Below are 12,439 nucleotides of genomic sequence, written 5' to 3' on the forward strand. Positions count from 1 at the left end.
TTATCCCCCCAAACCTTCTCTTTCTATTCCTTTAACTAATGGGTAAAGTAGATTCATGATGGGTACAAAATGGTGTTCTTTTTGCGCTTTTTGCAGAAGGACGCCCATGATCGATTCAATTTCCGTCCTTCTTTGTGATTCTATGTCTTTTAACATGGATGATCTGTTTTGATATGTATTCCGGCAGATCTCGACTACTTTTTCGTAGGAGATATCCTCTTCCATTTGGGGAAATAAGAGTAGCATCTCGTTGAATAGATCCTTCTGCAGTCCTTGGAAATACGGGTTGTCAACAAGCTTCCCGTTCGTCACACCCGTTAAAGCTGTCAGGGGGTTGATTAATACATTGACGAATAATTTACTCAGCAACATTTTCTCGAAGTCGTGCTGGATTGAAAATGGGAAGGAAGCAGGGCTCTTTGATACTAATTCTTCTATAACACGCCAATTCCCTCTAATTAACGCAATATTCGTCCCTGCTTCCCCTAAATGATGGACGGTGACATCATTTTCCTTCATTGCTCCATGTTCCACCGAGCCCGCGATCAAGTGATGATGGGGTAATGCTTTCACCCATTCAACATGACCTATCCCGTTTTGAATAAACATCAGAGGCAGTTGAGGACCGAGTTCCACAAGTTCCTTTCTAAGAAACGGGAGATCATATTCCTTCACAGCCACAATGACAAGGTCTAATTCCTTCTGGACTTCGAATTCTTGGACTGCTCCGACTTTGGTTGTAATTGCCGACCCTTTTTTAAGTATGGTAACTCCATTTTCCAACAGTGAGCGGACTTGAGACTCTCTCCTCACGATAAGGGTAACATCAAATAACCTGCCCAGATAACCGGCAAATAAAAGGCCGACCGCTCCTCCTCCTACGATTCCAATTTTCATACAAACTCCTTCTTTTTCATCATTTATGAACATTTTACCAAATTTTTCTCAGTGAGAAAACGGTTATAGGCAGAAAGAATCAATTCCTGTTGTAAAGAAAAGGCCCGTCCCAAAGGAACGAGCCCTGCTTTAATATAGCCCTATACAGGATAAACTGGATGTTTTCTGTCACTGAACTTGACATCCTTTGTTTCATAAAGCTTATAACGTTGGATCAATACGGAACGTAATTCATTCGGTGCGGTGATTTCATCTACAATTAATTCAGAAGCCAGTTTATAAATATCGATATGTTCTTTATATTCCTTCTGTTTTTCCTGGACGTACTGAATTCTTTCTTTCGGATCTTCGATAGCCTGGATCTTGTTGGAATAGACGGCATTCACCGCAGCCTCAGGACCCATTACGGCGATTTGCGCCGTAGGAAGAGCAATACACACATCCGGGTCGAATGCAGGACCAGCCATGGCATATAAACCTGCTCCATAAGCTTTCCTTACAATCACTGAAATTTTCGTTACCGTTGCAGAACTCATGGCAGCTATCAATTTTGCTCCGTGTCGGATAATCCCCGCTCTTTCCACTTTCGTCCCGATCATGAATCCAGGTACATCAGCCAGGAACAATAAAGGAATATGGAAAGCATCACATAATTGAATGAATTTAGCCCCTTTATCCGCAGAATCATGGAAAAGGACTCCACCCTTCACTTTCGGTTGATTGGCAATGATGCCCACTACCTTTCCGTCAAGTCGGCCGAAACCAGTGATCAATTCAGGAGCGAACAGCTTTTTCATTTCAAAGAAGCTTCCTTCATCAACCAATGTATCGATGCAATCATACATATTGAAAGGAGCATTTTGATGTTCAGGGATGATGTCTTCCAGCAGTTTATCATGTTTAGGTGCAAGTCCATCCAATACTTTTGACTTGTGCTGATAATTTGCCGGGAAATAACTTAAGTACCTCTTCGCTTCTTCAATCGCTTCCTCTTCGGATACAGCAAGCAGGTCACCACATCCACTGACTGTACAGTGCATTCTTGCACCACCCATTTCTTCAAGGGTCACTTTCTCCCCGATGACTTTTTCCGCCATTCGAGGCGACCCAAGATACATGGACGCATTGCCATCTACCATGATGACAATGTCACAGAAGGCCGGAATATAGGCTCCCCCAGCTGCCGATGGTCCAAAAAGGACGCAAATTTGTGGAACCATCCCGGACATCTTCACTTGGTTATGAAATATTTTACCTGCCCCCCGCCGATTCGGGAACATATCTAACTGATCGGTGATACGTGCGCCTGCCGAGTCCACTAGATAGAAGATAGGCACTTTTAAATTGAGTGCCGTTTCTTGGATCCGGATGATTTTCTCTACCGTCCTCGCACCCCAGGATCCGGCTTTGACCGTGGAATCATTGGCCATGACGCACACAGTCTGACCTCCTACTTTACCGATCGCCGTCACAACACCATCAGCCGGTAAATCTTCAGCCTTGTTGTTGGCAAACATCCCATCTTCCTGATAATCCCCATTATCAAATAATTGTTGCAGACGATCCCGGACAAACATCTTTTTCTGTTCTTTCAATTTCTCATGATATTTAGTCTGACCACCGGATGCAATTCTTTCTCTCGTCTCTTCAAGAGTATTGATGATCGTTTTAGATGTCGACATACTATCCCCTCCGTCGTTTTATGTAACTATACAAGAATGGCTCACAGACAAGCCAGAAATCGCCATTGATTTCCGGCTCATTGTTTTACCATGATTATCCTTCGATCGTAAGTAATACATCCCCTTCATTCACGAAGTCCCCTACACTTACTTTAATCTCTGTCACTTTCCCTCCCGCTTCAGCTTCAACGGGAATTTCCATTTTCATAGATTCAAGCATTAGAACCGTATCCCCGGTAGACACCTCTCCACCTTGTTCCACTAATACATTTAATACCGTTCCTGCCATTGTTGATGTGATTTCCTTCATGATTGATTCCTCCATTTTGTCTTCTAATGTTTGATTTAGGTGCGGAGCATTCCGCAGCGCATTACGTACGGTTGGCTGTCAAAAAGTCCTGAAGCCATTTTGTCGTATAGGATCCTTCTATAAAGCCGCTGTCTTCAATGATATCCCTGAAAAGACCGACATTCGTCTTGACCCCTTCAATCGCCACACCTGCAAAGAAATCCTTTGCTTTATTCAGTGCATCCTGGCGGTCATTTCCTTTGATGATACATTTAGATATCATCGGATCATAGAATGGAGTCACATTGTTCCCCTTTTCGTATCCGCTGTCAATGCGGACGCCTTCCCCTTCGCCCCATGTCAATTCTGTCAGCTTTCCTGGAGAAGGGTAAAACGTCTTTGGATCTTCTGCGTATACCCTGAACTCAATCGCATGCCCGGTATTCCGGATTTCCTCCTGCCTGCAAAGAGGCAGAGGCTCTCCGCCCGCGACAAGCAGCTGCCATTTCACAAGATCGAGCCCTGTGACCGTTTCAGTGACCGGATGCTCTACCTGAAGGCGGGTATTCATTTCAAGGAAGTAAAAATTCTCTTCTTTATCAACGATAAATTCTACTGTCCCTGCATTCGTGTAATTCACTGCCCTTCCAGCCTGAATGGCAGCTGTGAACATCTTTTCCTTCGTTTCTTGAGAAAGGGAAGGAGAAGGTGATTCTTCTATCACTTTCTGGTTTCTTCGTTGTACTGAACAATTTCGTTCGAATAGATGCACGAGATTGCCATGATGATCACCGAAGATTTGTACTTCTACATGTCTCGCATTTTCTATACACTTCTCAAGAAAGACTTCCTCTTTCCCGAAATAAGCTTTAGCACGGTTTTTGGTAGAGTCGAAGCTTTGAACGAGCGCTTGCTCATTTTCACAGCGGATCATTCCTATCCCCCCGCCTCCGCCACTTGCCTTCAACATAACGGGATAGCCGATTTCCTGTGCAACCTTTTTAGCAGCCTCAATGGTAGCGACTCCTCCGTCGCTCCCTGGTACTACAGGGACAGACGCTTCCTGCATTACTCTCCTCGCCTCTACCTTATCTCCCATTTTCTCAATGATGTCATGGGCAGGACCAATAAAAATAAAGCCCTCTTCCGTCACCCTCTTCGCGAAGTCAGCATTCTCTGATAGCAGGCCGTAACCAGGGTGGATTCCATCCACGTTTTCTTTCTTTGCAACATCCAGTATATTGTCCACTACCAAGTATGAACGGTTCACTTGTGATTCACCTATGCGGAATGCAGCATCCGCTTCTTTCACAAAGGGCATATCCTGATCTGCATCTGAATAAACCGCGACTGTTTGAATGTTTAATTGTTTACATGTTTTGATGATTCTTGAAGCGATTTCTCCCCTGTTTGCAATTAATATCTTCTGCACAATCTCTCCCCTTTCTTCATAGAACACACCTGTTCATAATACGAATTCTACAAAAATCGTCGAAATCCTTCTTCTCCATTGTAAACGTTTTCTTAATTAAGTGCAGAATTTTTTGTTATTTTGTTATATAATAATAGTAAATACATGTTCTAATTATTAAATGAATTGCAACCGCATACAACATTCTTCATGTTTCCAAAGAATCATTTTTCAGCATTTTAGGAGGTCATACTATGGCAGTGAAAGTGGAAAAATTAAAAGTAAACTATAAAACTCTAGAGGAGTTTAAGAAATTTAAAGAATATGGTGTACAGGAATTATCCATGCTTGAGGACCTTCAGGCGAATATTATTGAAAACGATAGTGAATCTCCATTTTACGGAATATACTTCGGGGATACCCTGGTTGCCAGAATGAGTCTCTACCAGCGCAATGCCCGTTTTGATCAATACTTCGATCCTCCCCAGAATTACCTGGAGCTTTGGAAGCTTGAAGTATTGCCAAAGTATCAGAATAAAAGCTACGGAAAAGAGTTAGTGGAATTCGCCAAGGACTTCGGATTGCCAATCAAGACAAACTCCCGTATCAAGTCTCAAGGATTTTGGGAGAAAATGGGGTTTGAAGCCGTAACATACGAAGTAGAAAGAGACTTAGGTGAAAATCCATACGTATGGTTCCCTGAAGGGGTCAAAGAACAGAAGATCAGTTAATACACAAAAAAGGCTTGCTCAAGTAACTTGAGTCAGCCTTTTTCTATTCATTTATTCAATCTTTGTAAATTACCGTTCTTATCCATTTGAAATTTCACTTTGTCTTCATTTCCTTGTAGCAGAGCCATTTTCCTCGCTTTTTCAAAGATAGCTAATAAAGATTTATGATCTTCTTCAAGGAGATTGAATTTTTCTTGGAACTCTTTCAACTCTTCTTCTGTTTCTTTAAGCTTTTCCTGCAGTTGTGAGATTTGTTCTTGAAGTTGATTGTTTTCATTTCGTACCTTCTCCTCATTACGGACGGCTTCCTCAGCCTTTTGAAGGTACTGTATCATACTTCCCATCGAAAATGCTTCCGGAGACTCCGACGTACTTTCAGCCGTCGGGATTTCCTGCTGTTCTTCAAACGGTCTCTTTAACGGAGAGTGTTTCTTAGATTGCTTTCTCTGTTTCTTTGCCAGTTCGATTCCGGATTTATATTGTTTACGAACAAATGAATTCCAACGAAAACCGCATGCCGCGGATGTCCTTGATAGTTTTTTTCCTACTTCTTCAAACGCTTGCAGCTGAGTACCACCTTCGCGTATATGGCGCAATACCACTTCCGCTAACAATACATCTTCATCCTGGCTCCAGGCATCCTGTCTATTTGAAGACATTTCCATCCCCCCTAATTCGTCAGTTTCTCCATACATATGCTCTTACTAGAGAAGATAGAATCAGCATCACTATTTTTTAATATACAAAAAAGGAACCGGCTTTCGCCTGCTCCTTTTGGTCATCTGCCTATTTAGATAAAAATTGTTCTACTGCCATGTGGTGCTCATCTTGTGCCCAAAGTTTGGAACATTGTTTGATTTCCTCAACGATATTCGCTTCTATCCTCTCTGTATTCCATCGGTTTAGAAGTTGTCTCTTATATGCCTTCAAAACCCCTGCAGATTTAGATGAAATCATTTTAATAAATGGCACTTCATGTACAGGTATCTTTTCATCCACCACTTCATCTACGAACCCCATTTGAAAAAGGGCTTCTGCCTGGTCCAGACGCGCAGTCATTAAAAGAGAAAGGGCTTTGGAAGCAGGCAGCCTTTCAAGGAGCAGGGTCCCTCCTCCCCACCCGGTGGTGATGGCGAGATTCCCTTGCACGAATCCCATTTTTGCGGTTCTTCTTGAAACTCTGAAGTCACATGCAGTGGCGATTTCACATCCCCCGCCAATAGCTGTTCCATTGATGAAGGCAATGGTAGGTTTCGGAAGAAAGGCTAGTCTCGTAAGAAGGCTACCCATTTTACTAAGCATTTCGTAGCTTTGACTTTCTGTTTTCAGATTGTGGAACTGTGACAAGTCTCCCCCGGAACAAAAAGCCTGATCTCCACTTCCGGTTATGAGGAGCGCTTTCACTTGATCGTTTTGAACGGTCTCATCCATTGCCTTCCGAAGCCCATTCATGATGTCATAGCTCACAGCGTTTCGTTTATCTGGTCGGTCGATGATAAACTCTAATATCCCTTCATTGTTCATATGTATTGCATATTCTCCCATTTTCAAAAGCCCCTTCCTATTTTACTTATAGTGTATGGTTTTCCCGATGGGATGAACAGACCTTTTCTCTATATACAACAACAAAAAGCGTGAAGAGCCATGGTCTCTTCACGCTTTTCTTGAAGTGTAAACGATTATTTGTTTACAACTTCTTTTCCTTTATACGTTCCGCACTCTTTACAAACACGGTGTGCCAATTTCATTTCACCACAGTTTGGGCATGCTACCATACCAGGTACACTTAGTTTGATGTGTGTACGACGTTGTCTTTTTGCTGTTTTAGAAGTTCTTCTAAAAGGTACTGCCATTCTTCCCACCTCCTTAAAAGAGATTCATACTCATTATGAAGCCAGTCGAGCTGGTACTTCGCTTTTAAGAGTTCTTGTTTTGATCAAGAAGTTTTGCTAAGTCAGCGAGTCGAGGATCTACTTTCTTCTCTTCCTCTTGTTCGACTTGACGAGCCTGTTCTTCGGTCATCACTTCCCAGTTCTTACCGGAAGGCATCTCATCTTGTTCTCTCGCTTCATCACTGATTACTTGCATCGGAATCTCAAGTAACAGCAATTCTCTAATAGCCGGTTTTAAATCAATAACATCACCTTGTATACGATGTACTTCCTCTTCCTCATACTGATCATAATCAGCTTCATTAAGAAGATACGTCTCAATCGTATTGATGTCAACTGGTAAATCGACATCCACAAGGGTTCTTGAGCAAGGCAGGACTAACTTCCCTTCTATATGAAGATGGAAAGTGACACGGTTTGAACCAATATCTGCCTTTCCAGACACCCGAATAGGCGAGACTTCTATAATTTGGGGATCGACTTCTTTCAGGTCGTCCAAATTAATCGTTTCGTCTATGGAAAGTCCCTTGTCTCTAAATTTTTGTAATTGGATTATTGACCATTTCAATGTAATCACCTCAAGGCAACAAAGGTAATTATAGCTTTCATAATACCGTTTGTCAATATTTTTTCTTTACACTCTTTATATCCATAGTGTTGTAATTATAACGTTTAAATATAAGGACTTTCAAATATTTTATGATATTCGTTATGATTTACTATTGAGATGCATAAATGGCTCGTTTTAAAACAGAGACCGTTCCTCTCCGCTGCAGCCACTTGCTTTCCTCGGGGAGGAAGTCAAGCCTCCTCGGGCTGTTGCCCTGCGGGGTCTTGACTTTTCCTCTATTTCCCGCAGGAGTCAAGTGGCTTCCGCTACGATCCACTCTTTGATTCTAAAGAATAGTCTTTCCAATCTAACGGAAAGGCAGAATCATAAAATATGTTATATTTAGTTAGATTCAATAAAATATGATATTTGAGTACTTTTATTTTCTACTATAAAGAATATGAGACTGATTTGGGAAAGGTTGTGTGGATTTTATGAGGGCGACAGGGGTAGTTGTGGAGTATAATCCATTTCATAATGGGCATTTACATCATTTGAGGGAGACGAGGGCTGCTACAGGGGCGGATATTGTCGTTGCCGTGATGAGTGGGCACTTCCTCCAGCGCGGGGAGCCTGCACTCGTTTCCAAATGGGCACGTACCAGGATGGCATTGGAAGCGGGAGTGGATGTTGTCATAGAGCTTCCATATTGTTTTGCGACTCAGCATGCGGAGATTTTTTCCAAAGGTGCCATTTCTCTCCTTGATCGTTTAGGCTGTGGAAGTTTCTGTTTCGGTAGCGAAGATGGTGATATGGATGCTTTCCTCAACACGATTCGTTTCATCCAAACCAACCAGGAACAATACGATACCTACATAAAAGAATTTATCCAGGAAGGGATGAGCTATCCTTCAGCACTGGCCGGTGCCTTTCGGAAATTGGGCCATCAGGACGATATCATCGATTTAAGTAAACCCAACAATATTTTGGGATTTCACTATTTGGAAGCAAGGAACCAACTTTGTTCTTCGTTAAAAGCGTATACCATTATGCGGGAATCAGCCGGTTACCATGATGAACATTTCTCTTCCCCTTCCATTGCCAGTGCAACCAGCATTCGAAAAAGCATATTCAGTACGAGAGGGGATCAAGAGATCGGATCTTATCTTCCTGCCGGTTCTGTGCAGGAACTGGATAGGTACAAAAGCGAGTATGGAGGGTTCCACAGGTGGGAGAATTATTGGACCTTGCTTCAATACAAGCTTCTCTCCTCTTCAAAAGGTGAGTTGAAGGATATATATGAAGTAGAAGAGGGAATAGAAAACCGGATGGTAGAGTATGCGAAGACTTCCTTGTCCTTTGAAGAATTCATGACGAAGCTTAAGACGAAGCGGTATACGTGGACACGCCTTCAAAGAATGCTCCTTCACGTATTAACCGATACCCATAAAGAAGAGATGCGGAGCCGGCATGACTCCCCAAGTTATATCCGCCTTTTAGGGATGAATGAAAAGGGGAGGGAATATATCCGTTCCCGTAAAAAGAACCTCTCCCTTCCTTTGATCAGCAAGCTGTCCAGTGCGAACCAACACGAAGTACATCTAGATGTCAAGGCCGCCGAAATCTATTCATTGGGACTGCAGGATCCAGATGCACGAAAAAGACTGCTTCGAAAAGAGTGGTCTCAACCGCCTATCATGAAGACAATGTGATTCAAACAAAGAGACTGCCCCTCTATTGAAGGCAGTCTCTTTGTTCAGTTTTTGATCGATTTGAGGAAGGAAAGTGCTTCATCAAATGTTTTCACTGGTATCACTTTCATATCCGTACCGATGTCTTCAGCAGTTCTTTTCGCAGCGGTATAGTTGGATTCAAGATCAGGGTATTTTTTCTTCATTTCTTTCGTAATGGTTTCATCCGGTGCAAGGAAATATTCGGCATCCGCTTTGTCAGCAGCAATGATTTTTTGTTCAATGCCACCGATACGCCCGACTGTTCCATCTTCTGAGATCGTCCCGGTCCCGGCAATCCTGTGCCCTTTTGCAAGGTCTCCCTCGGTAAGTTGATCATAGATTTCCAAACTGAACATCAATCCGGCAGAAGGACCCCCTATTTCCTCGGTCTCAAGCTTTACGGGTGGATCAGTAATAATTTCTTTATCATCGCTTAATGTGATGCCGAGGCCAATCTTATCAGGGACATCGGGGAATGCTTCCAGTGGAATCGCTTCAACCCTTTCCTCTTTATCACGGACGAACGTGATGTCCACTTTGTCCCCTTTTGTTTTCCCACTTACGTAATCAATGAATTCTTGTGACGACTGAAACGTTTGACCGTCGATTGCTGTGATCCGATCGCCCGGTTTCAAGACCTTTTCAGCCGGCATGTCCGGATATATATTCAATACATAAATCCCTTTATACTTATATTCATACGGTTTGCCTGCTTTGCTGTAAGCAACCTCAATGGCATGGCTTTGGGAGTTATTCATGAGCTGAAGTTGGCGAAGATTGTATTCTTCATCACTTTCATGGGGGCTCCTGATCTCCTCTACTGGAAAGATATATTCATACTTCCTTATGCTCGCCATTAGATAGGCATATATATTCGCCCTTCCCATTCTGACGGTCGTCAGCATCAGTTCCCCATCGTCTTCATATCCATTCTCGACGTGGACGATCGGATCCAGTTCATGTGCACTTCCGGGTTTCGTTACATAGAAAGGCAGATAATAAAAAGAAGTGGCGACCATAACGATGGTCATAATGAGCAGGATTCTTATCAGCGTTTTCGTTTTCATATGTTTACTCCTTCCAATTGTCCAAAGCTTCCTTGATGGAAGGAATAGCCTTCTTTGCTTCTTCTTCTCCCATATCAATGATTTCTTCAATGTTTTTAAAAGCTCTGGTGCTGTACATTTCTACATGTGGTCTGATCATGAAATCAGAAGCAAATTCACGGTGAGCGACGATTTCCAGTTGAAGGATATCAATGCTTTGCATGATCACGTCATATATGGTGGTGATTTCTGCATTGCGTTTCACATGAGACACATCGACCCCGATCACAATATCCGCTCCCATTTCTTTCACCACTGAAACCGGGACACGGTCGATGACGCCCCCGTCCACCAATAGACGGCCATTTATCCTTTCCGGCACAAAAATACCCGGTATGGCGATACTTGCCCTTACAGCGCTGGCTATTGGACCGGTTGTGAATATGACTTTTTCTCCATTGGTAATGTCAGTAGCCACAACACTTACAGGGATATTTAAATCTTCAATATTTTTATTATGAGTAAAAAGCTGAATGAACTCTTTTATTCTTTTACCAGATATGAAGCCCATTTTCGGAACGGTAAAGTCCAAGTAATACTTTCTTCTGAAGGTAGTGGAAAGCTTGTATAGGTCTTCCATCTTGTGGCCGACCCCATAGAAGCAGCCGACAAGTGCCCCCATGCTGCTGCCTGCAATCATATCAATCGGTATGTCAGCATCATCAAAGGCTTTCAAGACGCCTAAATGAGCAAAACCCCTTGCGCCACCCGAGCCAAGGGCTAATCCGATCTTTGGTCTATCCATGCCCTTCCCCCTTTTCCCGAGTAATCGGTCTATTCATCATATGGTCTATTTCAATTATGTATGAGTATATTGAATAATATGAGGACAAGTTGAATTAATCTCATTTTATCATTCTTTTCCCATTTCACAAGGAATTGAAATAGAAGGAACTATTTTCTTAGGGGAGGAAGTCCTGTTGTTCAAATCCAAAATCAAAACCTTGGCTTTATCCATAAGTGTGACGGTATTTGCCACATCTCTTATCTTGATGCCCGGGGAATCGTTGGAGGCATCCATCAGAGGTTTGGACATGTGGTGGGAAATCGTCTTTCCATCCTTATTGCCATTTTTTATTGTATCTGAAATGCTGATCGGATTTGGGGTAGTCAGGTTTATAGGAGTAATGCTGGAGCCCTTGATGAGACCATTATTCCGGGTCCCGGGAGTAGGCGGGTTTGTGTGGGCGATGGGGATGGCATCGGGTTTTCCCGCAGGAGCTAAATTGACGGCCAGGTTGCGTCAGGAAGAACAAATTTCGAAGTTGGAAGCGGAACGACTCGTTTCATTCACTAACTCGTCCAACCCGTTATTTATATTCGGAGCAGTATCCGTCGGTTTCTTCCAAAACGCTACGCTTGGCATTGTTTTGGCAGCCGCTCATTATATCGGGAATATTTGTGTTGGAGTCGTCATGAGATTCTATGGAGTCAAAGAGAAGGAAGAAATCAGAAGCAGCAGCCCAACAAAAAGGAAAGGATTCATCCTCCGGGAAGCTTTCTCGGCACTTCACCAGACAAGACTGCAGGACAAACGCCCCATCGGCAAACTATTGGGGGATGCCGTCACTTCATCCATTCAGACTTTATTAATGATTGGTGGATTCATCATCTTATTTTCTGTTATTAATAAAATGCTGTATCACATGCACATTACGACCTTTTTTGCCGAGGGTCTATCGGCTTTATTTATACTTCTGCAATTACCCGACCAGTTAAGCATCCCATTTATTTCAGGACTCTTTGAAATCACATTGGGCTCAAAACTCACTAGCGGTGTAACTGAAGCCACCCTCCTCCATCAAGCGATCATCACAAGCTTTATATTGGGCTTCAGTGGTTTCAGCGTACAGGCACAGGTAGCAAGTATCCTTGCAGATACGGATATTCGATTTAAACCTTTCTTCTACGCCCGCTTTGTTCACGGAATTGCAGCATCTGTTACTACCATTCTCATTTGGAAGCCCATCTATGAAAGATTTTCCGATGAACAGCTATCCAACGCCATCCCGGTGTTCGCCAGGCACAACGACGCATTTTGGACTGACATGCTTTATTGGTTCAAGACTGCCGGTCCCGTCATCACAATTTCAAGTCTGATCGTATACAGTATTCTATATGCACGAAAACATGTGAATGATTGAAAAA

At 42.9% G+C, this 12,439-nt stretch carries 13 protein-coding genes; 3 read left to right on the top strand and 10 right to left on the bottom strand.

What is annotated here, in order from left to right; translation table 11 throughout:
* The 4 genes from AM506_RS00915 to AM506_RS00930 all read right to left on the bottom strand — a co-directional run bounded on the left by AM506_RS00915 (position 1) and on the right by AM506_RS00930 (position 4,300).
* Positions 1 to 897 carry a 2-dehydropantoate 2-reductase gene (locus AM506_RS00915; RefSeq protein WP_060669897.1) on the bottom strand — a complete coding sequence of 299 codons (897 nt, stop codon included), beginning with the start codon at positions 895 to 897 and terminating at the stop codon, positions 1 to 3.
* A 140-nt stretch (positions 898 to 1,037) separates the two neighbouring features.
* On the bottom strand, positions 1,038 to 2,579 hold the full coding sequence (locus tag AM506_RS00920; protein ID WP_060669899.1) for an acyl-CoA carboxylase subunit beta: 1,542 nt from the start codon (positions 2,577 to 2,579) through the stop codon (positions 1,038 to 1,040).
* A gap of 94 nt (positions 2,580 to 2,673) precedes the next feature.
* Entirely contained in the window at positions 2,674 to 2,889 is a 216-nt protein-coding gene (locus tag AM506_RS00925; RefSeq protein WP_060669906.1) for a biotin/lipoyl-binding carrier protein, read from the bottom strand.
* A gap of 61 nt (positions 2,890 to 2,950) precedes the next feature.
* Positions 2,951 to 4,300 carry an acetyl-CoA carboxylase biotin carboxylase subunit gene (locus tag AM506_RS00930; RefSeq protein ID WP_060669908.1) on the bottom strand — a complete coding sequence of 450 codons (1,350 nt, stop codon included), beginning with the start codon at positions 4,298 to 4,300 and terminating at the stop codon, positions 2,951 to 2,953.
* A gap of 233 nt (positions 4,301 to 4,533) precedes the next feature.
* Here AM506_RS00930 and AM506_RS00935 point away from each other — a divergent pair, with 233 nt between their 5' ends.
* Positions 4,534 to 5,010: an N-acetyltransferase gene (locus tag AM506_RS00935; protein ID WP_060669909.1), complete on the top strand. Its 477-nt coding sequence runs from the start codon at positions 4,534 to 4,536 to the stop codon at positions 5,008 to 5,010.
* Positions 5,011 to 5,057: 47 nt separating this feature from the next.
* Here AM506_RS00935 and AM506_RS00940 read toward each other — a convergent pair whose 3' ends face one another.
* From AM506_RS00940 to AM506_RS00955, 4 genes are all read right to left on the bottom strand, one after another.
* Positions 5,058 to 5,669, bottom strand: coding sequence for an RsfA family transcriptional regulator (locus AM506_RS00940; RefSeq protein WP_060669911.1), 612 nt, complete (start codon positions 5,667 to 5,669; stop codon positions 5,058 to 5,060).
* A gap of 127 nt (positions 5,670 to 5,796) precedes the next feature.
* Positions 5,797 to 6,555, bottom strand: a complete 759-nt coding sequence (locus tag AM506_RS00945) for an enoyl-CoA hydratase/isomerase family protein (RefSeq protein ID WP_060669913.1) — start codon at positions 6,553 to 6,555, stop codon at positions 5,797 to 5,799.
* Between the two features lie 134 nt (positions 6,556 to 6,689).
* Positions 6,690 to 6,863 (bottom strand): 50S ribosomal protein L32, encoded by a 174-nt coding sequence (gene rpmF / locus AM506_RS00950; RefSeq protein WP_060669915.1) that lies wholly within the window; start codon positions 6,861 to 6,863, stop codon positions 6,690 to 6,692.
* A 64-nt stretch (positions 6,864 to 6,927) separates the two neighbouring features.
* On the bottom strand, positions 6,928 to 7,470 hold the full coding sequence (locus tag AM506_RS00955) for a YceD family protein (RefSeq protein WP_060669917.1): 543 nt from the start codon (positions 7,468 to 7,470) through the stop codon (positions 6,928 to 6,930).
* Positions 7,471 to 7,946: 476 nt separating this feature from the next.
* Between AM506_RS00955 and AM506_RS00960 the strand changes: the two genes are divergently transcribed.
* Complete coding sequence (locus AM506_RS00960; protein WP_060669919.1) at positions 7,947 to 9,164, top strand: nucleotidyltransferase; 1,218 nt, start codon at positions 7,947 to 7,949, stop codon at positions 9,162 to 9,164.
* 44 nt (positions 9,165 to 9,208) lie between these two features.
* Here AM506_RS00960 and AM506_RS00965 read toward each other — a convergent pair whose 3' ends face one another.
* Together AM506_RS00965 and AM506_RS00970 are read right to left on the bottom strand one after the other, a co-directional pair.
* Positions 9,209 to 10,252 (bottom strand): SepM family pheromone-processing serine protease, encoded by a 1,044-nt coding sequence (locus AM506_RS00965; protein WP_060669920.1) that lies wholly within the window; start codon positions 10,250 to 10,252, stop codon positions 9,209 to 9,211.
* Positions 10,253 to 10,256: 4 nt separating this feature from the next.
* Positions 10,257 to 11,036, bottom strand: a complete 780-nt coding sequence (locus tag AM506_RS00970) for a patatin-like phospholipase family protein (protein WP_060669922.1) — start codon at positions 11,034 to 11,036, stop codon at positions 10,257 to 10,259.
* A 175-nt stretch (positions 11,037 to 11,211) separates the two neighbouring features.
* Between AM506_RS00970 and ylbJ the strand changes: the two genes are divergently transcribed.
* The gene (gene ylbJ, locus AM506_RS00975) at positions 11,212 to 12,435 is read left to right on the top strand and encodes a sporulation integral membrane protein YlbJ (protein WP_060669924.1); all 1,224 of its coding nucleotides are present in this window, start codon (positions 11,212 to 11,214) and stop codon (positions 12,433 to 12,435) included.
* The last annotated feature ends 4 nt before the right edge of the window (positions 12,436 to 12,439 follow it).

The organism is Rossellomorea vietnamensis (assembly GCF_001305855.1).
Classification (GTDB): Bacteria; Bacillota; Bacilli; order Bacillales; family Bacillaceae_B; genus Rossellomorea; species Rossellomorea vietnamensis_A.